We start from the raw sequence: 24,746 nt of genomic DNA, 5'->3' as shown, positions 1-24,746 counted from the left end.
CTTTACTAAATCAGTCGGATTTGATTGATTATTATGAATCACCCGCCTATGGTTGAGATATGTTCGTGATGACCATCGACCAGCGCGGCAGCACCGGTGACCTGGACCGGGTCCCGGGTTTCCTTGAGCGGATCGCGCGCCTCGAACCTTCGGGGGCGGGCAGGCCGGTTTTCGAGCGGTCGGTCGGCGACGAAGTCCAGGGGGTGGTGCGGGACGCTGATGCCGTAGTGGACATCGCACTTCACGCGCTGCGCGAAGGGCGCTGGTACGTCGGCATCGGCGTTGGAACCGTCGTGCTGCCGGCGGGCGCCAGCCCGCGGGAAGGCACCGGAACAGCGTTCGTGGCGGCCCGCAAGGCCGTCGAACGCGCCAAGGCCGCCGCTTCCCAGGTGCCAGTGTCAGTGGTGGCCGGCATCATGGCGGGGGAGGCAGGCGGGAGTGCCCCGGCCGGGGAAGGGGAGCGGACATGCGCCAAAGCGGAAGCGGTACTCAGGCTCCTGGGCCGCCTGGTCCAGGAGCGGACGGAAGCCCAGTGGCGGGTGGTTGACGCGCTGCGGCAGCTGTATGCCGGCCCGCAGGGAGCCGGCCGGCCCGGTCCGTCCCGGCACGGCAGCCAAAAGCAGGTGGCCAGGAAACTGGGAATTACGGAGCAGTCCGTGAGCCGCACCGTGCTTCGCTCCGGTTGGCAGGAAGAATGGGCAGCACGGCCGGCCGCATCGTTGCTGCTTGACCTCGCCCGGGCGCAGGTGGTCCCGGCCGTGGAGGAAACCGGAGCCGGCAATGGAGGAGAGAAGTGACCGCAGTGTGGGTGGCCGTGGCCTTGGCGGTGGCAGGCTTCATGGGATGGCCGGTCACCGCCTTGGTGTTCAGGCTCGCCAGGACCATTGACGACAAAGCCGATGCCGCCACGACGGCAAGGGAAGGCGGCTCCGTTGCCCAGGACCCGTCTGCCGACGACACGGTGGACGGTGAGCTGACGGTGCAACCCGAGCCAACGGCAGACGGAACGGACGCCGCAGCGTCCACCCCCGGCCAGCGCATCCTGCGCGGGGGCGCCATCATCGGCGTGCTGGAACGGCTCGGTGTGTGCCTTGCCATCCTTGCCGGCCAGCCGGTCGCGATCGCCTACATCGTTGCCATCAAGGGGCTCGGCAGATTCGCCGAACTCAAGGAGACCCCGGTGGCCGCGGAGCGGTTCATCATCGGAACCCTCACCTCCATGCTCTGGGCGGCCGGAACCGCGGCCGCCGTCAAGATCCTCTTCCTGCAGTAGACCGTGCCCCGCGCCCCCGCGCCGGGACGGCCCGGATGGGTGCGAAGGCAGGCATGGCGATAGGGTAGCCGTATGACAGTTTTTGCCGTTGAGTACGTTTACGCCGCCAACTCCACCGAAACCCGCAACGAGGTCCGGCCCGCACATCGCGAATGGACAGCCGGCCTGGCGCAGGACGGCGTCATCGTGGCCAGCGGCCCCTACGGCGACGGCGCCGGCGCCCTCCTGATCTTCACGGCAACAGACGAAGCTGCCTTGAACTCAATCCTCAAGCAGGACCCGTTTGCCGCGGCCGGCGTCATCGCCGGAACCCGCATCACTGAATGGTCACCGGTCACCGGCATGCTTGCCGGGCTCACCGCGTAGCCGCATCCCTACCCTTTCAACTCAAGGAGTCCACGTGACCTCGGTCAGCCTGGGAATGCCGTCAGCACCGCCGCCCGTCCTGGCGCCCCGCCGCAAGACGCGCCAGATCAAAGTCGGCTCGGTAGGCGTGGGATCAGATTTCCCCATCAGCGTGCAGTCCATGACCACCACGCCCACTACGGACATCAACGCCACCCTCCAGCAGATTGCTGAGCTGACGGCGTCCGGCTGCGACATCGTGCGCGTCGCGTGCCCGTCCGCAGACGATGCCGAGGCGCTGCCCATCATCGCCCGCAAATCCCAGATCCCGGTGATCGCGGACATCCACTTCCAGCCCAAGTACGTCTTCGCCGCCATTGAGGCCGGCTGCGCAGCAGTGCGCGTGAACCCCGGCAACATCCGGAAGTTCGACGACCAGGTCAAGGAAATCGCGGCTGCTGCGAAGGACCACGGCACCTCGATCCGGATCGGCGTCAATGCCGGCTCCCTGGAACCGGGCATCCTCAAGAAGTACGGCAAGGCCACCCCCGAAGCGCTCGTCGAGTCGGCTGTCTGGGAAGCGTCCCTCTTCGAGGAGCACGGCTTCCACGACTTCAAGATCTCGGTCAAGCACAACGATCCCGTGGTCATGGTGGCCGCCTACGAAATGCTCGCCGAAAAGGGCGACTGGCCGCTGCACCTCGGCGTCACCGAGGCCGGCCCCGCATTCCAAGGAACCATCAAGTCCGCCACTGCGTTCGGAGCGCTCTTGTCCAGGGGAATCGGTGACACCATCCGCGTCTCCCTGTCCGCCCCTCCGGTGGAGGAAATCAAGGTGGGCAACCAGATCCTCCAGTCCCTCAACCTTCGCCCCCGCAAGCTGGAAATCGTCTCCTGCCCCTCCTGCGGACGGGCCCAGGTGGACGTCTACACCTTGGCCGAACAGGTCACCGCCGGGCTGGAAGGGATGGAGATCCCCCTGCGCGTCGCCGTCATGGGCTGCGTCGTGAACGGTCCGGGCGAGGCCCGCGAGGCCGACCTCGGCGTTGCTTCCGGAAACGGCAAGGGCCAGATCTTTGTGAAGGGCGAGGTCATCAAGACTGTCCCTGAGAGCCAAATTGTTGAGACACTGATCGAAGAGGCCATGCGTATCGCGGAAGAGATGGGGGAGGCCGATGGCGAAGATGCTGTCAAGGGTAGCCCCGTGGTTAGCGTCTCGTAGGGACGATCTCCACCCTGCGGGTATTTCCGTCCGAACGCTTGACGGCCAGGACACTGCGGCGCTGAGCAGTTTGGCGCAGCAGGATCCCGTCACCAACGTCTTCATCCTGGCGCATTTGCGCGCCACGGGCACCGCGGCACCCACCGCCGGAGGTGCCGGCGTTATTGGAGTGTTCGACAACGGCGTCCTTGCCGGCGCCTGCTGGGCCGGGGCCAACCTGGTGCCGGTCCAGCTGGATCCCGCTCTGGCGCCCTTGGTCGCCGAGGCAGCGAACAGCTCCGGCCGCCGGTACGCGTCCGCATTTGGTCCCGCCGAGGCAGTCCTGGCCCTTAACGCGGAACTCGCCCAACTGGGCCACCGTGCCCATGAAGTGCGGGCGGACCAGCCGCTGATGGTCATTGAGGAGCCGCCCCGCGTCCAACCCCATCCCGGTTTGGCCGAGGGCAACCTCGCCGACTTTGACCGCATCCTTCCCGCCTGCGCGGCCATGTTTGAGGAAGAGGTGGGGTACTCGCCCTACCTGGGTGGCAGGGAGTTCTACAGCCGCCGGGTGGAAGGCCTCATCCGGCAGGGCCACTCCCTGGTCCACCTGAACGAAGCGCATGAAGTGGTTTTCAAGGCCGAACTGGGGGCCGTCACCGCCGACGTCACCCAGGTCCAGGGTGTGTGGATGAATCCCCGCTACCGCGGCCAGGGCCTGAGCTCCGGCTACATGTCCGCTGTGGTGGAAAAAGCCCAGAAGATCGCGCCCGTTACGAGCCTGTACGTCAACGGTTTCAACACCAAGGCCCGGTCCACCTACGAACGTGTCGGCTTCCGGCAGGTGGGTACGTTCGCTACAGTTCTTTTCTAGCGGCGTCCGCCGGAGGAGAACTGAAAATTGGGGGAAAAATGAAGAAGACCGTGCTGGGAACATTCGGGGCTTCTGCCCTCCTGGCCTTGGCCGTATCCGGCTGCGCGGGACAGGCAGCCCCGCAGGCAGCAGATTCCTCGGCGGCAGCGCCCGCGCCGTCGCAGACGACGGCCTCCCCAACCCCCACGGCAACGCCCACGCCGACGGCCAAGGCCTATACGTCCGAGCAGCTAGCTGCCATCGTGGGGCAGGTAAGGGATGCTGCGGACCGTAGGCTTACCGTCCTGCCGACCGGCGACATCGCCACCACGCTGGAGCAGACCAAAACCATGCTCGCCTCCATCGACGTCAAGCCTGCTGAGTGCAAGGAACTCGCTGCCGCCAGCACCGTCCCGTCCGTGGACGGCGCCACCTTGGCGGTTGGCATGAGCACCGATACCGGCACCGGGGCGGTCACGGCATTGTCGCTGATAGCGGGCCTCGACCGGGGCTTCCTCGCCAAGGTCGCGGACTCGTCCGAGCAGCTGGCGAAGTGTTCGTCCATGACCATGACTGCCTCGGGAATGGAGATTGCGGTCACCGTCAAAGCCGTGCCGGGCGTCAGCTCGGTTCCCGGCGCCGTTGCCTACCGTACGGACAGTACGTTGCCGGACGGCCGCACGCAGTCCACGGTCACGGCGCAGGCGGTGCAGCAGGGCTTGGTTCTCACCTCCGTCGCGTCCGGGGGCGCGAGCGAGGCCGACGCCGTCCAGCGGGCGGGCAAGCTCCTCGACTCGGCTGCCGCACTGGTCAAATAGGGCCGGTCAGGTAGCGCTGGACTGTTGGCGCCACCAGGCGCACCACATCCTCCGCGGGTGCTGATGCGAGCGGTTCCAGCCGCACCACGTAGCGGACCATCATCAAACCCACGATCTGGGTTGCCACGAGGCTTCCGCGCAGCGCCACCTCCTGCGGCGGCCCGGGAACCGAAGCCGTGATCCTGCTGATCACCCGGCGTGCCACCGCCTCCCGCAGCAGCGACGTCTTGGCTGTGGACCCGATGGTTCCGCGCAGGAAGGCCAGGAGGCCAGCCTGGGCGGGGCTTTCCCAGAGCCGGAGGACCGTGCGGACCATCAACTCGGCCCGCTGGTCGGGGTCCGATTCCGCCATGCCCGCCAGGACCTGCTCCGGGTCGGCGGGCAGTTCCACGCTGAGGGCAAACAGTTCGTCCTTGCCGTTGAAGAAGTGGTGGATCATGGCCGGATCCACGCCCGCAGCGCGGGCCACCTGGCGCAGGCTGGTCCCGTCGAAGCCGTGCTCGGCGAAAAGCCTCCGGGCGGCGTCGAGGATGTGGTCCCGGGAGGCGGTGGCACCCCCACGGCGTCCGCGGCGACCGGCGGAACCCGCCGGGCGGCCCGCCGGATTCCCTGGTCCGGGGAGGGTCACGCCGTCCGCCGGCGGAGGGTCAATGCGGCGAGCACCAGCACGCCCAGCGCGATGCCGGCCATGGCCGCCGCGTCCTGCCACAACCGGCTGGTTGCTTCCGTATGGGCGGCGACCTCTTGGAGGGCGTCCACGGAGTACGTCAGGGGGAGCACGTTGGAGATGGCTTCCAGGACGTCATTCATCCGGTCGCGGGCAACGAACAGGCCGCACAGCAGGATCTGCGGCACCACCACCACCGGCATGAACTGGACTGCCTGGAATTCGGTCCTGGCGAAGGCCGAACAGAACAGTCCCAGCGCGACGCCCAGGACGGCGTTGATCACGGCGATCAGCACCACGTAGCCCGGGGCGCCGGCGATGTCCAGGCCGAAAATCCAGTAGGCCACCGCTGTGGCCACCAGCGACTGGAGTGCGGCCATCAGGGAGAAGGCCACCCCGTAGCCAAACAGCAGGTCGGCCTTGTGCACCGGGGTGGTGAGCAGCCGCTCCAAGGTCCCGGACGTGCGTTCCCGCAGCATGGTGATGGAGGTGACCAGGAACATCACCACGAACGGAAAGATGGCCAGCATCATCAGGCCGACCCGGTCGAATGTCCGGGGAGCACCCGGCGGCAGCACCTCATTCTCATAGAGGAAGTACACCGCCGTGAGCAGCAGCGCCGGCACCACCAGGATCAGGGCGATGCTGCGGTGGTCGTGGCGGAGCTGGCTGAGCACCCGGCGGGTGGTGGCGAACATCATCAGGAAGTCCATCAGTGCACCGTCCCGTCCGGACGGGACGATGCCACGGTTTCCGGTTCATCGCCTGTCCCGGTGTGGTCCGCGTTCCGGATGATGGTCAGGAAGGCCTGCTCCAGGCTGCTGCTGTGCCCGCGCCTGCTGAGCTCGTCCGGCGTGAGCTGCGCGAGGAGCCGGCCTTCCCGCAACAGCAGCAGCGTGTCGCAGCGGCTGGCCTCCTCCATGACGTGGCTGGAGACCAGTAGGGTCGTCCCGGCCCGTGCCATGGCCCGAAACCGGTCCCACAGGTCCGCCCGGAGGACAGGGTCCAGGCCGACGGTGGGTTCGTCCAGCACCAACAGGCGGGGGTGCGCCACCAGGGCGCAGGCCAGGGAGACGCGGTTGACCTGGCCGCCGGAGAGGTCGGCGGTCTTGCGGCGTGCCAGTGCTTCGAGGCCGACGGCGGCAATCGCCTCGGCCACGTCGGCTTTGCCTTTTCGGTGCATGGCACCGAAATAGCGGACGTTCGCTTCGACAGTGAGGTCCGGGTAGACGCTGGGGGACTGGGTGACGTAGCCAACCTGCCGCCGAAGGGCGGCACTGCCGGCCGGCTGGCCCAGGACCTCGACGGTGCCGCCGGTGATGCGTTGCGCGCCCACGATGGTGCGCATCAGGGTGGTCTTGCCGCTTCCGGAGGGTCCCAGCAGGCCAGTGATGCGTCCGGCGGGAATGCTGAAGTCCACGCCAAGCAGCACGGGACGCCGGCGCAGTTTCACGGTCAGTGCCGACGCTGCGACGGCCGCGGTGTCCTGTCTGCGGGCCGCAGCCAGGGGTGCTTCCGGGTGGGACATGCCGCCTCCGTCGCTGCCTCAGGCCTTACCCGGACGGACCTGCCCGGGGAATTCATCACCTGGTGAATTAAATGTAGGCCCGGGCGGACGAAGGGACAAGGGAATCCTGCTGAGCAAAAACACTTGTCAAACGTGTTCACCATCACATAGGTTCAATCTAGCTGCGCTGGAAGTGGGGTGGGCGGTCTCACCAGTCCTCACCAGTACTTAGGCGATAACGGCGTTGGGCCACGCCCGGATGCGATGACCAGCCTCACTGGGGGGCCAGGGGCTTTGTATTTTCCGGGCGTGGCCCTACTGTTTCCGGCGTGGCGGCCTTCCGGGCCCGGGCGGGCTGCCCGGCCAGTCAGTGCCGCAGGGTGTGTGCCGGTAGATTAGTACCCAGACGAATTGTCCGGCACTGCTGACCCAGCACTTCCCCAGAAACGGATACCACCCGTGGTCCTACGACTCTCCCAGCTATTCATGCGCACGCTGCGCGAAGACCCCGTCGACGCCGAGGTTGCCAGCCACAAACTGTTGGTCCGCGCCGGCTACATCCGACGCGCCGCTCCCGGAATCTATACGTGGCTTCCGCTGGGGCTGAGCGTGCTGCGCAAGGTCGAGGAGATCATCCGCCAGGAAATGGCTGCCATCGGCGCCCAGGAAGTGCACTTCCCGGCACTCCTCCCGCGCGAGCCGTACGAGGCCACCAACCGGTGGACCGAGTACGGTGAGGGCCTGTTCCGGCTCCAGGACCGCAAAGGCGCAGACTACCTGCTGGCTCCCACGCATGAGGAAATGTTCACGCTCCTGGTCAAGGACCTGTATTCCTCCTACAAGGACCTTCCGCTGAGTCTGTACCAGATCCAGAACAAGTACCGGGATGAAGCACGCCCGCGTGCCGGCCTCCTGCGCGGCCGGGAGTTCATCATGAAGGACTCCTACTCCTTCGACGTGGACGACGCCGGCCTGGATGCCAGCTACGCGGCCCACCGGAGCGCCTACCTGAAGATCTTCGAACGCCTCGGCCTCGAGGTGGTTCCGGTGGCAGCCACCGCCGGTGCCATGGGCGGGTCCAGAAGCGAGGAATTCCTGTTCCCCACCGAGATCGGCGAGGACACTTTCGTCCGCTCCGCCGGCGGGTACGCAGCGAACGTCGAGGCCGTCACCACCGTGGTTCCTGCCGAGATCGACTTCAGCAACGCCCCGGCCGCGGAAGTCCTGGATACCCCGGATACACCCACCATCGAGACCCTGGTGGCTGCCTCGAACCAGATTGCCCCGCGGGCAGAGGCCGACGGCGGTGCCTGGAGCGCCGCTGACACGCTCAAGAACGTGGTCCTCGCCGTTACGTTGCCCACCGGCGAGCGGCAGTTGGTGGTCATCGGTGTTCCCGGCGACCGCGCCGTGGACCTCAAGCGCGTCGAAGCCAACATCGGCGCGTTCCTGCCCGTCGCGGGCGAGATCGGCCTCGAGCAGGCCAGCGAGGAAGACCTCAAGAAGCAGCCCCTGATCGTCAAGGGCTACCTGGGCCCCGGCCTGGCCCTGGACCAGCCGCTCCTGGGCTCGGAGAGCGCCACCAAGCTGCTCTACCTGGTTGACCCGAGGGTGGTCAACGGAACGGCATGGATCACTGGCGCGAACCAGGCGGGCAAGCACGTCTTCGGCCTGGTGGCGGGCCGCGACTTCACCTGGGACGGCGTCATCGAGTGCACCGAAGTCCGCGCCGGTGACCCCTCACCTGACGGTTCCGGCCCCCTGGAGACCGCCCGCGGCATCGAGATGGGACACATCTTCCAGCTGGGCCGCAAGTATGCCGAAGCCCTTGACCTCAAGGTCCTGGACCAGAACGGCAAGCAGGTGGTGGTCACCATGGGCTCCTACGGTGTCGGCGTCACCCGCGCCGTTGCCGCGCTGGCCGAAGCCAACCACGATGACCGCGGCCTGGTCTGGCCCCGGACGGTGGCTCCGGCCGACGTCCATGTGGTGGCTGTGGGCCGCGGGGAAGATATCTTCCAGGCCGCGGAAAAGCTCTCCGCAGAACTCGAAGAGGCCGGCCTCTCGGTTATCTACGACGACCGCCCCAAGGTCTCGCCCGGCGTGAAGTTTGGCGACGCCGAGCTCGTGGGCGTGCCCACCATCCTGGCCGTGGGCCGCGGACTGGTGGACGGCGTGGTGGAGATCAAGGATCGCCGCAGCGGCGACGCCGAGAACGTTGCAGTGGACAAGGCCGTCGACTACGTGGTCAACGCCGTCCGCAACCAGTGATCTCCGGCTTCGAGACGATCCAGCTCACCACGATCATCCTGATCGTGGTGGCTGGGTTCGCAGCCGGCTGGGTTGACGCGGTGGTGGGCGGGGGAGGCCTCATCCAGCTTCCCGCCCTGCTCCTGGTTCCCGGCATTGCTCCCGTGCAGGCCCTCGCCACCAACAAGATGGGCTCCATCTTCGGAACCGCCACCAGTGCCGCCACGTACTACCGGCGGGTGGGGCCGGACCTTCGGACCGCCGTCCCCATGGCAGCCATAGCCCTGGCAGGCAGTTTCGGCGGGGCCAGCCTGGCCGCTTCCCTGCCCGCCGGGGTGTTCAAGCCGATTATCGTGGTGGCGCTGGTCGCCGTCGCGCTCTTCACCGCACTGAAGCCCAACGTGGGCGAGCTGACGGCGCTGCGGCACGACGGCCACAAGCACTACGTCGTTGCCTGCCTCATCGGTGCCGTGATCGGCTTCTACGACGGACTCATTGGGCCCGGGACGGGATCCTTCCTGGTCATCGCCCTGGTGTCCGCTATGGGATACGCCTTCCTGGAGGCGAGTGCCAAGGCAAAAATCGTCAACATGGCCACCAACGCCGGGGCACTGCTGTTTTTTGCCCCGCACGGGTCCATCCTGTGGGGCATCGGCCTGCTGCTTGGGGCAGCCAACATGGCTGGCGGCTACCTTGGCGCCCGCACCGCCGTGAACCAGGGCAGCAAGTTCGTCCGGGTGGTCTTCCTCGTGGTTGTCGCCGCGCTGATCGTCAAGCTCGGCTACGACGTCTGGCAGGACAACTTCGCCTGATCCCTCCCCGGAAAGCTGTCCTCGTCGCCGGGGCCGGCCGGGCGTAGCATGCAGGTATGGCACCCGGCGACGACGAGTATGCACCGGCACTCGCGGCCGCTGCGAGGCATACCCAGGCCTGGCTGGCCAGCCTTCCCAGCCGGCCCGTGGGGCCCAGCCTGCACGCCTCCGAGCTTGCCGCAGCGTTTGGCGGCCCGCTCCCGGACGTGGGCATGCCGGCCGCAGAGGTCATCGACCTGCTTGCCGCCGAGGCCGAACCTGGACTTATGGCGATGCCCGCCGGCCGGTTCTTCGGCTGGGTGATCGGCGGCACCCTTCCCGCTGCCCTTGCCTCTGACTGGCTGGTCAGCGCCTGGGACCAGAATGCCGGCCTGCGGTACGCCACCCCGGCCACGGCCGCCATTGAGGAAGCCGCCGGTGCCTGGCTGCTGGACCTGTTGGGGTTGCCGGCCGCCGCGGACGTCGGGTTCGTCACCGGCGCCACCATGGCCAATTTCACCGGAATGGCTGCCGCCCGCTGGCGGTTGCTTGCCGGCACAGGCTGGGACCTGGACCGCGACGGGCTGTCCGGCGCGCCCCGGATCCGCTGCTTCGTGGGCAAAGAGCGGCACGACACCGTGGACCTCGGCCTGCGGTACCTGGGGCTGGGACAGCCGACGACGGTTGACGTCGACGGGCAGGGGCGCCTGGTCCCCGCAGCGCTGGATGCCGCCCTCGCCGCCGGCACCGGACCCGCCCTGGTGTGCCTTCAAGCAGGCAACCTGCACTCCGGCGCCTTTGACCCTTTTACCGACGCCATCGCCGTCGCGCGCAAGCACGGGGCCTGGGTGCACATCGACGGTGCATTCGGTTTGTGGGCGGCCGCCGCGCCGGAACTGCGGCACCTCACCGCAGGCTTCGAGGAAGCAGACTCGTGGGGGACCGACGCCCACAAGACCCTGAACGTGCCCTACGACTGCGGCATTGCGATTGTCCGGGACGCCGCGGCGCTCCGCGCCGCCATGGGCCTGCACGCCAGCTACCTCGTGCAGGATGCCGAAGGCCCGGGGGACCCGTTCGAGAAGGTCCCCGAGCTGTCGCGGCGCGCCCGCGGAGTGCCGGTCTGGGCAGCCCTGAAAAGCCTGGGCCGCGAGGGAGTCGCAGCCCAGGTGGCCGGGCTCGCGGCTGCCGCCGCCGCGATCGCCGACGGTTTGGCAGCGCTGGACGGCGTGGAGGTCCTCAACGACGTCGGCTACACCCAGGTTTGCATCGCGTTCGGCGACGACGAGACCACCCGTGCGGTGACCGCCCGCGTCATCGAGGACGGGAAAGTATGGATGTCCGGTTCGCGCTGGCAGGACCGCGACATCCTCCGGGTCTCCGTGAGCAACTGGCATACCGCCGGTGAGGACGTCGCGACCGCCGTGGAGGCTGTCCGCTCAGCCCTGGCCGCCGTGCGGAATTCGTGACCATTCCCGGGGGCCCGGCGTGCCGGCCGCCTGCCCGCTCCTATCCGCCCTGGCCCGGTTCCGGCAGGGTATGCGGATGCGGCAGGCCCTCCAGCGTCCTCCCGGCCAGCGTGCTGGCCACCCACAGCGACCGGGCCAGGTCACCGTGGTGCCCCTGCGCGGCGTACCACAGCGCGTTGTCCACCTCCCTGGCGATGCCCCACTGCCGGGCCACGTCCGGGTCGAGGCCGGCGGCCGTGCTGAAATCGTGGCACCGCCGCAGCAGGCTTCGGCCGGCTTCCTTTACCGGCAGGTCCGGCAGGCGGTTCCACAGCAGGGGCGCGACGGCGAATTCCGGCTCGCCGATCATTGGCTGCGGGTCAATGGCCGCGTAACCGTCCCGCCGGTGTGGCCCGTCCGGCGCCGCCGCCGCCCCCGGACGGGCCAGGACATTCAGGAAATGCAGGTCCGTGTGGACCAGCAGGTCCCGGGCAGTCCTCCGCCCCACTGCGCCGCGGGTCTGGCACACCTCCAGGGCCGCCTCCAGCAGCCAGCGGGGGAAAGGCCGCCCCAGCTGCTCCCAGTCCGCGGGAAAGTCGTCGCTCCACTGCTCCGCTCGCGCTGCGATGTGGCCGAACTCCAGCCACTGCGGGCGCTGGTCCGGGACCAGCCCCAACTGCTGGACCAGGCCGCCCCACACCCGGACGGACTCCTCCATTGCCAGGCCGGCCAACGACCGGCCGGCGTCAAGGCGTTCCAGGAGCATGGCGCATGAGCCGGGGTCCGAGGCGAGCAGGGCCACCGCCCCCTGCCCGTTCCACAGTGCCAGCGCATGGCGCTCCACCTTGGCCTCGTCGTGGGGAAAGGCGATCTTCAGGGCCGCGGGGGAGCCGTCGTCCTGCCGGACCGGGGACCACCATGCCGCCGTGCCCGCTCCATGGGAGGCTGCCGGGTGCCAGGTCGACCTTAAGGCGCCACTGCGCCAGGCGGTCCTCCAGCAGCCCGGGCAACGCGGCGATCCAAGCCCGGCCCGCGCTGGTACGCGCGTACCGGGACTCCAGGTCCGGAGGGATGGAGACTGCCCGCCCCCGGGTCACCGGGTCAGACAACGCCCGAGGCGCCGAGCAAGTTGCCGATGAGGAACGTCGCCGCCAGCGCCAGGGCCCCGCCCACCACCACCCGGACGGCCGCCTTGGTTCTGGAACCGCCGCCAATCCATGCCCCCAGGGCTCCCGTCAACGCCAAGGCCACCAAAACCGATACGAACGTCAACGGGATCCGGAGCTCCGGCGGAGGAAGGAGGATCGCCAGCATGGGCAGGATGGCACCAATCGTAAAGGCGAGCGCCGAGGCGAACGCCGCGTGCCAGGGACTGACGATATCCGCTTCGTCGATGTTCAGTTCTGCGGCCAAGTGTGCGGCCAGGACATCATGGGCCGTGAGTTCTTGGGCCACCTTGGCTGCCGTCTCAGGTTTCAATCCCTTGGCCTGGTAGATGGCGGTCAACTCGGCCAGTTCCTCGTCCGGTTCTTCCGCCAGTTCCCGGCGTTCCTTCTCGATGAGGGCGCGCTGGCTGTCGCTTTGGCTGCTGACGGAAACGTACTCGCCCAACGCCATTGAGACCGCACCGCCCACCACTCCGGCGACACCCGCCGTAAGGATGGGGCCAGGTGCCGCGGTGGCGCCAGCCACGCCCACCACGATCGCCGCCACGGAGACGATGCCGTCGTTGGCCCCCAGCACGCCGGCACGCAGCCAATTCAGCCGGTGGGCTATATCGTCGCCGTGGGGTTCTGTCTCACGGTGGCGGCTCAGCGCCGGGGTCTCCGGATTGGTGCCCCGGGCATCGGCCGGTTCGTCCGCATTCATGCCTTCAGCAAACCATCCCGGACGCCCGGGTGCCACCCTTCCGGCGTGATCGCCCTGCAAGCGGGTGCCCTGGGATTCAACGGGGCGCAGATTGCGTTCAGGATGCTGCGGGGGAAGCCGTGGCGGGATCGCCGGCACGAAGCGCAGGCAGTTGCCCAACGTCCAGGATGAGGCCTGGAACCGGACCCGGGTCCGCGCCCCACCGCGCGGCCCGGACTGCAGTGGACTGCAGCGCACCCAACGCCCAGGCCCGGTCCTGCCCCTGGGACAATGCCACAGCATCGCCGTAGGCCGCCAGGGTCGCTGCTTCGATCCGGCCCAACCCCGCCGCAGGTGCGGCCAGGAAGCCGCCATCGAGAATGTAGCCCGGCTGCTGCGGCACGGATGCTCCGCAGGCACGCCGGAGCCGCGCTTCCGCTGACACCGCGAGGCCTTTGTGCTGACCCAGGAATTCCGACGCCGGGCCCGCCTCCGCCGGCCCGAGGCGGGGGAGGGCCGCCTGGTAGGCATAGATGGCCTGCTGCTCGGCGGCGGTTACGGCCGCCAAGGCCTGGCGCGCGTCCGCAGGTCCGCCGGGCCCGGGGGACTCCGCCGCGGCCGGCGGCGCCACGCAAGGTGACTCGCTGGAGGCACCCCCGGAGGCGCCCGCGTCCGGTCCTAGTGCCGTGCCCTGCGGCGCCGGCACTCCGGCCGCCGCAGCGAGCCTCCCGGCGGCGAGCAGCTGGGCGGTGCCGGTGCCGGCCAGGAGGCGGGCCAGGCCGCCGTCGGCCTCTTGTGCGTCCTTGACGCGGGTGGCGCCGCTGGCAGCGAGTGCCTGGACCAGCTCTGCCGTCCCCATGGCGGGTGTGGCCGGTACCGGCGACGGGGACGCTGACCCCCGCGCGCCAACGTCGGGGGAGGGGGACTGGAGTGCCCTGGCCTGGATGGTCAGCAACGTCACAACGCCGTCCGCCATGGTGGAATCCACGGCGCCGCTGGAGGCCAGGCCCTGTCCTGCAGCCCGCAGCTCCAGGGCGTCGCCGAGCGCCGCCGCCCTGGCCCGCTCCGAAAAGCCAGGCCCGGCCGGGGCGGGCGTTTCCGCGGGAACCAGGGCGAAACCGAGGCTCAGGACAACCAGCGCCGCCAAGGCGACGGCGGCGAAGCGGAGCGGGCGCAAGCGCGGGCGGCTGTCGTGGCGGCGGTCTTTCACAACAAACCATGGTGTCACGCTGCGGGGGCACCCTGGTGCACCACTGGGCCGGTAAAATAGCTACGCTAGTAAACACCACATCATCTATAGGGAGGGCGGCCGGCATCGTGAGCAATGCAGAAGCCACGGCTTCACCAGACCACACCGGTACGGGAAGCGGATCCGCACCGGCCCACAACCCCGAAGCCGCCCGGCTCCGGGCTCTTTTGGAGCCCGCCGTCCAGGCCAACCGGCTCTACCTTGAGGACGTGGCCATCAACATCGCCGGCTCGCACCGGGTGGTCAACGTCGTGGTGGACCTGCCGCAGGAGGAAACAGGCGGCGTCAGCCTGGACGTCATTGCCGACATCTCCAAGGTGCTCTCCGACGTCCTGGACAGCGACCCCAGCGCAGACACGCGCCCCTACGACCTCGAGGTGTCCTCGCCAGGCGTCGGGCGTCCCCTGACCGAACCACGCCACTGGCACCGCGCCCGCGGCCGGATGGTCAAGGTCAACGTGGTCCAGGGTGAGAACGTCACCGGGCGCATCCAGTCGGTGGGCGACGACGGCGTGACCCTGGTTCCCGAGGTCGCCGTCAAGAAGGGCATGAAGCCCCGGCAGGGCGAACCCGTAAAGCTTCCTTTCGACAGGATCCGCAACGGAAAAGTCGAGATCGAATTCAGCCACCTCTCCGAGGATGGTCTGGAACCTGAACACAATGGACCTTCCGAGGAGGCCTGATGGATATTGACATGAGCGCACTGAGACTTTTGGAGCGTGAGCGTGAAATCCCGCTGGACCTCCTGATCCCCACCATCGAGCAGGCGCTCCTGGTGGCATACCACAAGTCGCCCGGCGCCTTCGAAAAAGCGCGTGCCGAGCTGGACCGCAAGAGCGGCCACGTGACCATCTGGGCTGTCGAGATTGACGACGACGGGGCTCCGATCGGCGAATTCGAGCACACCCCCGAGGGATTCGGCCGGATCGCTGCCAGCACCGCGCGCCAGATCATCCTGCAGCGGCTCCGCGACGTCGAGGATGACAACGTCCTGGGCGAATTCAAGGGCCGCGAGGGCGAACTGGTGTCCGGCACCATCCAGCAGGGCAACAACCCGCACATGGTCCAGGTCAACCTCGGATCGTTGGAGGCGCTGCTGCCGCCGCCCGAGCAGGTCCCCGGGGAAAAGTACATCCATGGCAACCGCCTGCGCGCCCTGGTTATCGACGTCCACCGCGGCACCAAGGGTCCGTCGGTCACGCTGTCCCGCTCGCACCCGGGCCTGGTCCGGAAGCTCTTCGAACTCGAAGTGCCCGAAATTGCCGACCACTCCGTGGAAATCGTCGCCCTGGCACGCGAGGCCGGACACCGCACCAAGATCGCCGTGAAAGCGAACACTCCCGGGATCAACGCCAAGGGCGCCTGCATCGGGGAAATGGGCTCGCGGGTCCGCGCCGTCATGACTGAACTCAACGACGAAAAGATCGACATCGTCGATTTCAGCGAGAACCCGGCGACCTTCATTGCCAGCGCCCTCTCGCCGTCGCGCGTGAATTCCGTCACCATCACGGACGAAGCAACCCGGTCCGCCCGGGTGGTGGTCCCGGACTACCAGCTGTCCCTGGCCATCGGCAAGGAAGGCCAGAATGCCCGCCTGGCGGCAAAGCTGACCGGCTGGCGGATCGACATTGTCTCCGACGCCGCGGCGCCACGCGACAAATAACGTTCCGGGGCCGGTGGTTGCCGAACTCCGGCAGCCACCCGGTTTCGGGCAGAACGGCCCAAAGGGGCTAGAATAGATAAGACCGCGCCTAACGGCCGGCAGCCGTGTGCCCTGTGCATGCCAGTTTTCGGAACTCCGGAGGCCGGTGTAGCAGGCCAGCAGAATGAACGTCAGGACGATGACCGTGGCAGAAGTGCTTTCCACCGGGAGTCAGCCCGAACGTACCTGCATCGGATGCCGGAAGAAAGGCCAGCGGTCGCAGTTGCTCCGGCTCGTCGCCGAAGGCAGCGGGTCATCCGCTGTCCTGGTGGATGAACGACGCCGGATGGCTGGCCGGGGTGCTTGGCTGCACCCCAACGAATCGTGCCTGGCTCTGGCGATCAAGAGGCGAGCATTCGGACGTGCCCTTCCGGGCGCGACCGGGACCGCCGCCGTTGAACACCGGATCACGTCAGGCCCGGCCGTTGAAGTCGCCGCGGCGGCTGCAACACCAACCGTCCAACCTGAAAGCGGGTCAGAAATCTGATGGAAACCCGATGAGTTCCCAGCGATGAGTGCGTAACGATGACAACTTTGTTGCGCTCTGCAATGGGCCCTTCCGCAGTATCGGCGGCTGGGGTCCGCAGTAAGAAGTAGACGGTTCGTGCCTGGCTCGGTGCGGACCGAGACAGGAGAAATGTGGCCAAGGTCCGCGTACACGAGCTCGCCAAAGAGCTCGGTATAACTTCCAAAGATGCAGTGACAAAACTGCAGGAACTGGGCGAATTCGTTCGCTCCGCCTCATCCACCATTGAGGCCCCCGTTGTGCGGAAACTGCGCAACGCCTTCCCCGACGCCGCTGCCAAGTCGGCCGGCCCTGCCGCGACGCCCGCGGCCGCCCCCAAGGCGCCCGCACCCGCAGCAGGATCACGTCCCTCAGCACCGGCCCCCGGCCCTGCCGCGCCCAAGGCTCCGGCCCCCGCGGCGCAAGCACCGGCCGCGCCTGCCCAGGCTGCTCCGGCAGCTTCCGCAGCTGCAACCCCCGCGCCGGCCGCCCCCGCGGCTCCGTCCACGGGTGCCAAGCCCGGCGCCCGCCCTGCCCCCAAGGCAGAGACCCCGGCACCCTCCGCCCGTCCGGGTGGATCCACGCCGGGTGCCTCCGGCCCCCGTCCCGGCGGTCCCCGTCCGGGCAACAACCCCTTCGCCACCTCACAGGGCATGCCCCGTGGCCGCGGCGGAGACGGTGAACGCGCTCCGCGTCCGGGCAACAACCCGTTCGCCACCTCACAGGGCATGCCCCGTCCCGGCGGCGGCCGCGACGGCGACCGTCCCGGCGGTCCCCGTCCCGCAGCCGGTGCCGGTGGCCCCCGTCCCGGTGGACCCCGTCCCGCAGCCGGTGCCGGTGGCCCCCGTCCCGCGGCAGGCGCAGGCGGACCTCGCCCCGGCGCCCCGCGCCCGGGCGGTCCCCGTCCTACTCCCGGCATGATGCCCAACCGCACCGAGCGTCCCGCACCCGCAGGTGCCGGCCGTCCCGGCGGCGGCCGCGGACCCGGACGCCCGGGCGGCGCTCCCGGCACCGGTGGTCCCGGTGGCGGCGGCGGTGCTCCGGCCGGCGGTGGCTTCGGCAAGGGCGGCCGCGGCCGCGGCGGCACCCAGGGTGCGTTCGGCAAGGGCGGCGCAGGCCGTGGCAAGCAGCGCAAGTCGAAGCGTGCAAAGCGCCAGGAACTTGAGCAGATGAGTGCCCCGTCGCTGGGTGGCGTGAGCGTACCCCGCGGCGACGGCAACACTGTGATCCGGCTCCGCCGCGGTTCGTCCATCACGGACTTCGCCGACAAGATCGAGGCAAACCCCGCCGCGCTGGTCACCGTGCTGTTCCACCTCGGTGAAATGGCTACGGCCACGCAGTCGCTGGACGAGGAAACCTTCGCCCTGCTCGGCGAAGAGCTTGGCTACAAGCTCCAGGTGGTCTCTCCCGAGGACGAAGAGCGCGAGCTGCTCTCCGGCTTCGATATCGACTTCGACGCTGAGCTGGAAGCCGAAGGCGACGACGACCTCGAGGCCCGTCCTCCGGTAGTCACCGTCATGGGTCACGTCGACCACGGTAAGACCCGCCTGCTCGATGCCATCCGCAAGTCTGACGTTATGGCGGGCGAGCACGGCGGCATCACCCAGCACATCGGTGCTTACCAGGTCACCCACAACCACGAAGGCAATGATCGCAAGATCACCTTCATCGATACCCCGGGCCACGAGGCGTTCACCGCCATGCGTGCCCGTGGTGCGAAGGTCACCGACATCGCCATCCTGGTTGTAGCAGCGGACGACGGCGTAATGCCGCAGACCATCGAAGCGCTCAACCACGCCCAGGCGGCCAACGTGCCGATCGTCGTGGCCGTGAACAAGATCGACAAGGAAGGCGCCAACCCGGACAAGGTCCGCGGCCAGCTGACCGAGTACGGCCTGGTTCCGGAAGAGTACGGTGGCGACACCATGTTCGTGGAGGTCTCTGCCCGTCAGAACCTCAACATCGACGAGCTGCTCGAGGCCGTCCTGCTCACCGCGGACGCTGCCCTGGACATGCGCGCCAACCCGAACAAGGACGCCCGCGGTATCGCGATCGAAGCCAACCTGGACAAGGGCCGCGGTGCAGTTGCCACCGTCCTGGTCCAGTCCGGTACCCTCCGCGTCGGCGACACCATCGTGGCAGGCACGGCCCACGGCCGCGTCCGTGCGATGTTCGACGACGACGGCAGCGCCCTGACCGAGGCCGGCCCGTCCCGCCCCGTGCAGGTGCTGGGCTTGTCCAACGTGCCGCGCGCCGGCGACACCTTCTTTGTGACCGCTGACGAGCGCACCGCCCGCCAGATTGCCGAGAAGCGTGAAGCAGCCGACCGCAACGCCGCCCTGGCCAAGCGCCGCAAGCGCATCAGCCTGGAAGACTTCGACCAGGCCGTCGCCGAAGGAAAGATCGACACCCTCAACCTCATCCTCAAGGGTGACGTGTCCGGTGCCGTGGAAGCCCTCGAAGACGCACTGCTCAAGATCGACGTCGGCGAAGGCGTGCAGCTGCGCGTCATCCACCGCGGTGTGGGTGCCATCACCCAGAACGACGTCAACCTGGCAACGGTCGACTCCGCCGTCATCATCGGCTTCAACGTCAAGCCCGCCGAGCGGGTTGCCGAACTGGCAGACCGCGAAGGCGTGGACATGCGCTTCTACTCCGTCATCTACGCAGCAATCGATGACATCGAAGCAGCCCTCAAGGGCATGCTCAAGCCGGAGTACGAAGAGGTCCAGCTTGGCACTGCCGAGGTCCGCGAAGTGTTCCGTTCCTCCAAGTTCGGCAACATTGCAGGCTCGATCGTCCGCTCCGGAATCATCCGGCGCAACGCCAAGGCCCGCATCAGCCGCGACGGCAAGATCATCGGCGACAACCTCACCGTTGAGACGCTCAAGCGCTTCAAGGACGACGCCACCGAGGTCCGCACGGACTTCGAGTGTGGTATCGGTCTTGGCTCGTACAACGACATCACCGAGGGCGACATCATCGAGACCTTCGAGATGCGCGAGAAGCCGCGCGTCTAGGGTGTCCTAGCGTTACTGGTGCGGGGCCGTTGGATTTTTTCCGGCGGCCCCGCCCCTTCGCCGGACGGTTTTCGATCTTCGATCGCAAACCGTCCGGCTCCGATAGGCCCGATGCCACTCCCAGGCCGCCGGAAAAAACCCAATGGGAGTCCGTCGTAGGCTTGCCTTAGGCGCGTGGCAAACAAACCCGAGTCTGTGCGTTCGTCGTTTTGCGCCGTCGTACGTCCCAAATCTTTCTTCTTTTAGGAGTTGTTCATGGCTGATCCGGCACGTGCTGCTAAGTTGGCGCAGCGGATTAAGGTTGTTGTTGCTGAGGCTCTGGGCCGGAAGGCCAAGGACCCCCGGCTTGAGGGCATTACTGTTACCGACGCCCGGGTGACCAATGATCTGCAGCACGCCACTGTCTACTACACGGTCTTCGGCGACGAGACTGTCCAGGCCGACGCCGCCAAGGGGCTTGAAAAGGCCAAGGGTGTGCTTCGGCAGGAAGTCGGCCGGAACATCACCGTCCGGCTGACCCCCACCCTCGAGTTCGTGGCAGACCAGATCCCGGTTAACGCGTCCAACCTCGAGGAACTGCTGCGGGAAGCCCGCAAGCGTGACGCCGAAGTGGCCGCGCTGGCTGCCAACGCGCAGCACGCCGGCGACGCCGACCCCTACAAGGCCGACGTGTCAGACGACGTCGACATCGACGAAGACGACTTCGACGAAGAGGATACCGACCTCAGCAGCGACGGCGACATCGACGAGGACAGCAACAAATAGAATGCGTACGCAGGGCCCGGGAGCTGATCCCGGGCCCTGCTGCTTTTAACCCATCAGTGCCGCACCCCTAGTGCAGGTCAGCCTTGATGACCTTCCCGGACGGCGGCTGCGAGGGATCCCCGAGCGCGTCAGCCGTGGCGTAGAGCGTGTTACCGCTGATGTCGACGTCCGCGGGCATGTTAACAGCCAGGAATTGGGAACGGCTGCCCTCACACGTGAACTTCAGGATCTCACCGCCGAACAGCGACGCCACATACACGTCACCATTGCCGGACACCGCCAGGCCCGTGGGGCTGAGAATGTGGTCCGCCCAGAGGTCGGTGTCACCGTTCCACGGGTTGATCTTGAAAATCGCCCCGCGGGCGCCGAGTTCCGGTCCTTCCGGTCCGCCCGGCAGGGACGTCACATACAGCATCCCGTCCGGGCCGATCACCACATCGGTAGGCACAGGCTCGAACGCGTACTTATGCCCCACCACACAGTCCGGAACCGTCATGGTGTTCCCCTGCATGTCCACCGGGATCTTCAAACCTGCCGGAACGGTGGCCGGTCGTGGCGGCAGGACAGCGACCGTGTCGATGTCACCGTTCTCCAGGTTCACCTTGAGTATGGCGTTCATGCCGGCGTCGGCTACGTATGCTGTGTCATCCTTGACCGCCAAGGCATAAGGGTGGGAGTCCACCATGCCCGTGTACTTGGCCGGCGGGAACGCGGGCCAACCGGCAAGGCACTGATCGCTGACGTCCCGGCCAAACCCGTAGTGCTGGGATCCGTCCGGGTTGTGCCGCCGTTCGTAGTCGGCGAAGTTGGCGATGGTGTCCACATCGCCCTTGGCGTCGATCGACTTGAGGTACCCATGCAGCGCGGCGGGGTCTCCCTGGCCGGCGCCAACACTTTCAAGGTAATACGTGGTGCTGCCGCGGGAGTCCGAGCCGGCCACCTCCCATCCCTGGGGCGTCCCCGTCGCCAGGTCCTTCGCGGAGCCGTCCTTGCTGATACGGGTGAGTTTCCCGGCAAAGTCCTGGGACACCAGGACCGATTTTCCGGCACCTGCCGTGACGTGCAGGGGAGAGACGAGTCCATCTGCAAGGACATCGTAGTCGTGTGTGCGGGTGGATGCGGACGCGGGGCCAGCGGACGCCATGGCGGCGGCGGTGGCCGCGATACAGGCTAAGAGTGCGAGTCTTTTCTTCATTGGGTTCTCCGGGTGCGGGGCCCTTTCGGGCTGGATATGAAGCCTTGTAGAGGCAAAATGTTCCCCCGCGCGCAAGCGTAGGCTCCTACCAGCGGGTAGTCGTTGGGGTTAGCCCCCCTTCCTGGCCCCCTTTCCATCCCCCAACAGGGCACACGTGGCTAGGATCGTGCTATGACCTCCGAAGAGCACGGCACCCCCTCTGCGTACCTCGAACAGGCAGTGGACCTGGCAACGCGGAACGTCGGCCTGGGCGGGGGACCGTTCGCCGCTGTGGTGGTGACCCCCGACGGGCAGGTCCACGCCGGTGTCAACCGCGTCACCCGGGACAACGATCCAACCGCCCACGCGGAGGTCGTGGCCATCCGGGCAGCGGCGGCCGCGACGGCAAACTTCGACCTCACCGGTTCGGTGCTCTACGCAAGCTGCGAGCCGTGCCCCATGTGCCTGGCCTCGGCCTTGTGGGCCAGGATCGGCCACGTGTACTTTGCCGCAGACCGGCACGGGGCCGCGGCCGCGGGCTTCGACGACGCCCTCTTCTACGACTACTTCAACGGCGCCCGGCCGGACCTGATGCCGGTCACCCGGGGTGACATCCCGACGTCGGACCTCCCCTTCCAGGCATGGGGCGCCTTCGCCGACAGGACGGACTACTAGCCATGGAAACAGCGCTCATCGGCTGCACTGCCTGCGGAAAGACCAACCGGGTCCCCGCCCGGGCGTCCGGGCATCCGCGCTGCGGCAACTGCAAGGCGGACCTTCCGTGGATCGTGTCCGCAGGCGACGCAGACTTCGCCGCCGTCGCCGAGCAATCGCCACTGCCGGTGCTGGTGGACTTCTGGGCCGCATGGTGCGGGCCCTGCCGGATGGTCAGCCCGGTCCTGGACAAGCTGGCCCGGGAGCGGCCCGGAAAGATCAAACTGGTGAAGGTGGATGTGGACACCTCTCCCGGTTTGTCGCGGCGTTTCGATGTCCAGGCCATTCCGACGCTGATGGTGATCGTCGACGGCAAGGTGGTGGCCCGCCAGGCGGGCGCGGCACCGGCGGACGTCCTGCGTTCCTGGCTGGACCGGGCCCTCGCCGGCGCCCGAACCTGACGCCGGCGCCGAACCCGAGGACGGCCGCCAGGTCCCGCGCGCGCAGCTACCGGGAGGCTGCGGGAAGCCGCGACACGCCCTCGACGAGGTCCTGCTTCCGGCCGCACAACGCGATCCGCACCCAGCCCTCGCCGATGGAGCCGAACGCGGTCCCCGGCGCCAGCGCAACACCGGATCCCGCCAGGAAACGCCGCACCCAGGCTCGCACGTCGCCGCCCGTCACATGGGACATATCGGCCCACAGGTAGAACGCACCCTGCGCCGGGAGGAAACGGATCCCCTTGGCGGCCAGGACCGTCGAGGCGGCATCCCGGTTTTCCCGGTAATGCTGATGCGCGTGCCGGACGTAGTCCTGCGGTCCGGTCAGGGCGGCGAGCGCCGCATACTGCGGGGCAGACGCCACACACGACACGATCGACTCCATAACGTTGTCCATCTTCTGTTTGAGGCCCGGCGGGCAGATGAGCGCGCCAATCCTCAGTCCGGTGAGGCCGTACGTTTTCGACAGCGTCAGGGAGGTGAACACGCGGGCCCCTTCCGGGGTGCCGGCGTCGAACCGTGCCGGGCTCACGTGCGGCACATCGTAGGTGAACGCCTCGTAGCACTCGTCGGAGATGACCCAGAGATCGTGCCGGCGGGCCAGGTCCATCAGGTCGCGGACCAGGTCTTCGCCCAGGACGGCGCCCAGCGGGTTCGACGGAGAGTTGAGCACCAGCACCCTGGTGCGGCTGGTGATGAGGGCTTCGACGTCGGCCACCCGGGGCTGGAAGTTGTGGTCCGGGTGCAGCGGGTACTCCACGGGCACGGCATTGAGCAGCCGGCTGGTCATGGCAAAGGTGGGATAGCCCGGGTTGGGGATCAGGATCTCGTCGCCCGGGGCGAGCAGCAGGCTCATGGCGAAGTGCAGGCCCTGCTGCGCGCCGGACACTACGTAGACCTGGTCGGCGCCGACGTCGACGCCCTGGTCCTGGCGGAACCTGGCCGCGAACGCCTCGCGCAGCGCCGGGATCCCGGCGTTCGGTGTGTAGTTGGTTTCATCGCGGTCCAGGCAGGCAATGCCGGCATCCAGGACGTGGCGGGGGAGCGGGAAGCCGGGCTCGCCGATGCTCAGCACCAAGGCGCCGGGGGTGCGCCAGGCGGCCTCGGTGATCTCGCGGATCTGGTTGACGGGCACGTCGCGGACATGGGCGGCAAGCTCGGGCATGCCAGCCATCCTAGCCCTACCGGTCCGGCATCGGCTTGGCGTGCGGGCGCCCCAACCTGCGCCGATATACTGGGAGGCGTGCTTTCTGGACTGGTGATAGTGGACAAGCCGCAGGGATGGACCAGCCATGATGTGGTTGGCCGGATGCGGCGCCTCGCAGGTACCCGGAAAGTGGGGCACGCAGGAACCCTCGATCCCATGGCCACCGGCGTGCTGGTCCTCGGCATCAACAAGGCCACCCGCCTGCTGACCTACATCGTTGGCACTTCCAAGACCTACACGGCCACCATCCGGCTGGGCCAGTCCACCGTCACGGACGACGCCGAGGGGGAGGTCACCGCCACGGCCGGCACTTCCGGCGTGGGCGAGCAGGCAATTTACGACGGCGTCGCAGCCCTCACCGGCGGGATTGAGCAGGTGCCCAGCAGCGTCAGCGCGATCAAGGTCAACGGCGAACGCGCCTACGCACGGGTGCGCTCCGGCGAGGACGTCAAGCTCGCCGCGCGCCCCGTCACCATCCACCGGTTCGAGGTCCATGCCGTCCGGCGGGATCCGGATGCGGATGTGATCGACCTCGATGTCACCGTTGAATGCTCCTCCGGCACATACATCCGTGCCCTCGCCCGGGACCTCGGCAACGCCCTCGGCACCGGCGGCCACCTCACCGCCCTCCGCAGGACCCAGGTGGGCCCCTACTCGCTGGACCAGGCGCGAACCCTCGAAGAACTCGCCGAAGAACTCACCATCCTGGAAATGTCGCAGGCCGCCCGGACGCTGATGCCCAACCGCGAGCTGACTGCGGAGGAAACCACGGAAATCTCTTTCGGCCGGCGGATCGCTGCCGGGGCCGCCCCCGGCACCCCGGGCACCGCCACGGCGGACCACCCGGCCGCAGCCTTCGCCCCCGACGGCACCCTGGTGGCCCTTCTCGCCGATGCGGGCAGCTACGCCAAACCTGTGCTGGTCTTTGCCCCAGGGACCGGCCCGGCCGCGACCGCCGCGGAGGCATAA

General features: G+C 68.0%; 24 protein-coding genes and 1 pseudogene. 17 read left to right on the top strand and 8 right to left on the bottom strand.

The window, feature by feature from the left end:
- Positions 1 to 59 precede the first annotated feature (59 nt).
- The 6 genes from ACFVVC_RS13085 (at position 60) to ACFVVC_RS13060 (ending at position 4,490) form a co-directional block, all read left to right on the top strand.
- On the top strand, positions 60 to 797 hold the full coding sequence (locus tag ACFVVC_RS13085; protein ID WP_387453740.1) for a MarR family transcriptional regulator: 738 nt from the start codon (positions 60 to 62) through the stop codon (positions 795 to 797).
- Complete coding sequence (locus tag ACFVVC_RS13080) at positions 794 to 1,273, top strand: hypothetical protein (RefSeq protein ID WP_387453737.1); 480 nt, start codon at positions 794 to 796, stop codon at positions 1,271 to 1,273. The genes ACFVVC_RS13085 and ACFVVC_RS13080 overlap by 4 nt, the downstream gene beginning before the upstream one ends.
- Before the next feature lie 72 nt (positions 1,274 to 1,345).
- Entirely contained in the window at positions 1,346 to 1,639 is a 294-nt protein-coding gene (locus tag ACFVVC_RS13075; protein WP_387453734.1) for a YciI family protein, read from the top strand.
- 34 nt (positions 1,640 to 1,673) lie between these two features.
- On the top strand, positions 1,674 to 2,840 hold the full coding sequence (gene ispG, locus ACFVVC_RS13070; protein ID WP_331573793.1) for a flavodoxin-dependent (E)-4-hydroxy-3-methylbut-2-enyl-diphosphate synthase: 1,167 nt from the start codon (positions 1,674 to 1,676) through the stop codon (positions 2,838 to 2,840).
- Positions 2,803 to 3,693, top strand: a complete 891-nt coding sequence (locus ACFVVC_RS13065) for a GNAT family N-acetyltransferase (protein ID WP_387454132.1) — start codon at positions 2,803 to 2,805, stop codon at positions 3,691 to 3,693. Before ispG ends, ACFVVC_RS13065 begins: the two co-directional genes overlap by 38 nt.
- A 38-nt stretch (positions 3,694 to 3,731) precedes the next feature.
- A complete protein-coding gene (locus ACFVVC_RS13060; protein ID WP_387453731.1) occupies positions 3,732 to 4,490 on the top strand; it encodes a hypothetical protein in 759 nt (252 codons plus the stop codon).
- Here the strand turns inward: ACFVVC_RS13060 and ACFVVC_RS13055 are convergent.
- The 3 genes from ACFVVC_RS13055 to ACFVVC_RS13045 are packed head-to-tail and all read right to left on the bottom strand — an operon-like array spanning position 4,483 to position 6,685.
- On the bottom strand, positions 4,483 to 5,118 hold the full coding sequence (locus tag ACFVVC_RS13055) for a TetR family transcriptional regulator (RefSeq protein ID WP_387453728.1): 636 nt from the start codon (positions 5,116 to 5,118) through the stop codon (positions 4,483 to 4,485). The genes ACFVVC_RS13060 and ACFVVC_RS13055 overlap by 8 nt on opposite strands.
- Complete coding sequence (locus tag ACFVVC_RS13050; RefSeq protein ID WP_387454129.1) at positions 5,115 to 5,858, bottom strand: ABC transporter permease; 744 nt, start codon at positions 5,856 to 5,858, stop codon at positions 5,115 to 5,117. The genes ACFVVC_RS13055 and ACFVVC_RS13050 overlap by 4 nt, the downstream gene beginning before the upstream one ends.
- An 11-nt stretch (positions 5,859 to 5,869) precedes the next feature.
- The gene (locus ACFVVC_RS13045; RefSeq protein ID WP_387453725.1) at positions 5,870 to 6,685 is read right to left on the bottom strand and encodes an ABC transporter ATP-binding protein; all 816 of its coding nucleotides are present in this window, start codon (positions 6,683 to 6,685) and stop codon (positions 5,870 to 5,872) included.
- A gap of 438 nt (positions 6,686 to 7,123) precedes the next feature.
- Here ACFVVC_RS13045 and ACFVVC_RS13040 point away from each other — a divergent pair, with 438 nt between their 5' ends.
- Genes ACFVVC_RS13040 through ACFVVC_RS13030 form a run of 3 tightly spaced genes read left to right on the top strand, consistent with a single transcriptional unit; the run spans position 7,124 to position 11,174 of the window.
- Entirely contained in the window at positions 7,124 to 8,935 is a 1,812-nt protein-coding gene (locus ACFVVC_RS13040) for a proline--tRNA ligase (RefSeq protein WP_387453722.1), read from the top strand.
- A complete protein-coding gene (locus tag ACFVVC_RS13035; protein WP_387453719.1) occupies positions 8,932 to 9,726 on the top strand; it encodes a sulfite exporter TauE/SafE family protein in 795 nt (264 codons plus the stop codon). The genes ACFVVC_RS13040 and ACFVVC_RS13035 overlap by 4 nt, the downstream gene beginning before the upstream one ends.
- Positions 9,727 to 9,782: 56 nt before the next feature.
- The gene (locus ACFVVC_RS13030; protein ID WP_387453717.1) at positions 9,783 to 11,174 is read left to right on the top strand and encodes a pyridoxal phosphate-dependent decarboxylase family protein; all 1,392 of its coding nucleotides are present in this window, start codon (positions 9,783 to 9,785) and stop codon (positions 11,172 to 11,174) included.
- A gap of 40 nt (positions 11,175 to 11,214) precedes the next feature.
- Here the strand turns inward: ACFVVC_RS13030 and ACFVVC_RS13025 are convergent.
- From ACFVVC_RS13025 to ACFVVC_RS13015, 3 genes and pseudogenes are all read right to left on the bottom strand, one after another.
- Positions 11,215 to 12,250, bottom strand: a pseudogene (locus ACFVVC_RS13025) (aminoglycoside phosphotransferase family protein).
- Between the two features lie 4 nt (positions 12,251 to 12,254).
- Positions 12,255 to 13,022: a VIT family protein gene (locus tag ACFVVC_RS13020; RefSeq protein ID WP_387453714.1), complete on the bottom strand. Its 768-nt coding sequence runs from the start codon at positions 13,020 to 13,022 to the stop codon at positions 12,255 to 12,257.
- Between the two features lie 97 nt (positions 13,023 to 13,119).
- On the bottom strand, positions 13,120 to 14,211 hold the full coding sequence (locus tag ACFVVC_RS13015; protein WP_387453711.1) for a DUF4439 domain-containing protein: 1,092 nt from the start codon (positions 14,209 to 14,211) through the stop codon (positions 13,120 to 13,122).
- A 107-nt stretch (positions 14,212 to 14,318) separates the two neighbouring features.
- On the opposite strand from ACFVVC_RS13015, the gene rimP reads away from it, so the two are divergent.
- The 5 genes from rimP (at position 14,319) to rbfA (ending at position 20,242) form a co-directional block, all read left to right on the top strand.
- Complete coding sequence (gene rimP, locus ACFVVC_RS13010; protein ID WP_387453709.1) at positions 14,319 to 14,933, top strand: ribosome maturation factor RimP; 615 nt, start codon at positions 14,319 to 14,321, stop codon at positions 14,931 to 14,933.
- The gene (gene nusA, locus ACFVVC_RS13005; RefSeq protein ID WP_387453706.1) at positions 14,933 to 15,913 is read left to right on the top strand and encodes a transcription termination factor NusA; all 981 of its coding nucleotides are present in this window, start codon (positions 14,933 to 14,935) and stop codon (positions 15,911 to 15,913) included. Before rimP ends, nusA begins: the two co-directional genes overlap by 1 nt.
- A gap of 163 nt (positions 15,914 to 16,076) precedes the next feature.
- Positions 16,077 to 16,439, top strand: coding sequence for a YlxR family protein (locus ACFVVC_RS13000; RefSeq protein ID WP_387453703.1), 363 nt, complete (start codon positions 16,077 to 16,079; stop codon positions 16,437 to 16,439).
- Between the two features lie 152 nt (positions 16,440 to 16,591).
- Entirely contained in the window at positions 16,592 to 19,477 is a 2,886-nt protein-coding gene (gene infB, locus ACFVVC_RS12995) for a translation initiation factor IF-2 (RefSeq protein WP_387453700.1), read from the top strand.
- Between the two features lie 255 nt (positions 19,478 to 19,732).
- Positions 19,733 to 20,242: a 30S ribosome-binding factor RbfA gene (rbfA, locus tag ACFVVC_RS12990; RefSeq protein ID WP_387453697.1), complete on the top strand. Its 510-nt coding sequence runs from the start codon at positions 19,733 to 19,735 to the stop codon at positions 20,240 to 20,242.
- A 67-nt stretch (positions 20,243 to 20,309) separates the two neighbouring features.
- On the opposite strand, the gene ACFVVC_RS12985 is transcribed toward rbfA, so the two are convergent.
- Complete coding sequence (locus ACFVVC_RS12985; protein ID WP_387453694.1) at positions 20,310 to 21,437, bottom strand: ScyD/ScyE family protein; 1,128 nt, start codon at positions 21,435 to 21,437, stop codon at positions 20,310 to 20,312.
- 171 nt (positions 21,438 to 21,608) lie between these two features.
- On the opposite strand from ACFVVC_RS12985, the gene ACFVVC_RS12980 reads away from it, so the two are divergent.
- Positions 21,609 to 22,091, top strand: a complete 483-nt coding sequence (locus ACFVVC_RS12980; protein ID WP_387453691.1) for a nucleoside deaminase — start codon at positions 21,609 to 21,611, stop codon at positions 22,089 to 22,091.
- A gap of 2 nt (positions 22,092 to 22,093) precedes the next feature.
- Complete coding sequence (trxA, locus tag ACFVVC_RS12975) at positions 22,094 to 22,531, top strand: thioredoxin (RefSeq protein ID WP_387453689.1); 438 nt, start codon at positions 22,094 to 22,096, stop codon at positions 22,529 to 22,531.
- Between the two features lie 46 nt (positions 22,532 to 22,577).
- Here the strand turns inward: trxA and ACFVVC_RS12970 are convergent, their stop codons facing one another.
- Entirely contained in the window at positions 22,578 to 23,735 is a 1,158-nt protein-coding gene (locus ACFVVC_RS12970) for a pyridoxal phosphate-dependent aminotransferase (protein ID WP_387453686.1), read from the bottom strand.
- Positions 23,736 to 23,813: 78 nt separating this feature from the next.
- On the opposite strand from ACFVVC_RS12970, the gene truB reads away from it, so the two are divergent.
- Positions 23,814 to 24,746, top strand: a complete 933-nt coding sequence (gene truB / locus ACFVVC_RS12965; RefSeq protein ID WP_387453683.1) for a tRNA pseudouridine(55) synthase TruB — start codon at positions 23,814 to 23,816, stop codon at positions 24,744 to 24,746.

It is taken from the genome of Pseudarthrobacter sp. NPDC058196 (assembly GCF_042882685.1).
Classification (GTDB): domain Bacteria; phylum Actinomycetota; class Actinomycetes; order Actinomycetales; family Micrococcaceae; genus Arthrobacter.
Note: the sequence above shows the minus strand (reverse complement) of the source record. Positions and strands in the feature narration are given on the sequence as shown.

Bases quoted from the DNA above. Each gene is read 5' to 3' on its own strand.
- ACFVVC_RS13060 (WP_387453731.1), top strand. From the start codon at position 3,732: ATGAAGAAGACCGTGCTGGGAACATTCGGGGCTTCTGCCCTCCTGGCC.
- trxA (WP_387453689.1), top strand. From the start codon at position 22,094: ATGGAAACAGCGCTCATCGGCTGCACTGCCTGCGGAAAGACCAACCGG.
- ACFVVC_RS12970 (WP_387453686.1), bottom strand. From the start codon at position 23,735: ATGCCCGAGCTTGCCGCCCATGTCCGCGACGTGCCCGTCAACCAGATC.
- ACFVVC_RS13020 (WP_387453714.1), bottom strand. From the start codon at position 13,022: ATGAATGCGGACGAACCGGCCGATGCCCGGGGCACCAATCCGGAGACC.
- ACFVVC_RS12980 (WP_387453691.1), top strand. From the start codon at position 21,609: ATGACCTCCGAAGAGCACGGCACCCCCTCTGCGTACCTCGAACAGGCA.
- ACFVVC_RS13045 (WP_387453725.1), bottom strand. From the start codon at position 6,685: ATGTCCCACCCGGAAGCACCCCTGGCTGCGGCCCGCAGACAGGACACC.
- ACFVVC_RS13065 (WP_387454132.1), top strand. From the start codon at position 2,803: ATGCTGTCAAGGGTAGCCCCGTGGTTAGCGTCTCGTAGGGACGATCTC.
- ACFVVC_RS13000 (WP_387453703.1), top strand. From the start codon at position 16,077: ATGAACGTCAGGACGATGACCGTGGCAGAAGTGCTTTCCACCGGGAGT.
- ACFVVC_RS13050 (WP_387454129.1), bottom strand. From the start codon at position 5,858: ATGATGTTCGCCACCACCCGCCGGGTGCTCAGCCAGCTCCGCCACGAC.
- nusA (WP_387453706.1), top strand. From the start codon at position 14,933: ATGGATATTGACATGAGCGCACTGAGACTTTTGGAGCGTGAGCGTGAA.
- ACFVVC_RS13085 (WP_387453740.1), top strand. From the start codon at position 60: ATGTTCGTGATGACCATCGACCAGCGCGGCAGCACCGGTGACCTGGAC.
- ACFVVC_RS12985 (WP_387453694.1), bottom strand. From the start codon at position 21,437: ATGAAGAAAAGACTCGCACTCTTAGCCTGTATCGCGGCCACCGCCGCC.
- rbfA (WP_387453697.1), top strand. From the start codon at position 19,733: ATGGCTGATCCGGCACGTGCTGCTAAGTTGGCGCAGCGGATTAAGGTT.
- ACFVVC_RS13075 (WP_387453734.1), top strand. From the start codon at position 1,346: ATGACAGTTTTTGCCGTTGAGTACGTTTACGCCGCCAACTCCACCGAA.
- ACFVVC_RS13030 (WP_387453717.1), top strand. From the start codon at position 9,783: ATGGCACCCGGCGACGACGAGTATGCACCGGCACTCGCGGCCGCTGCG.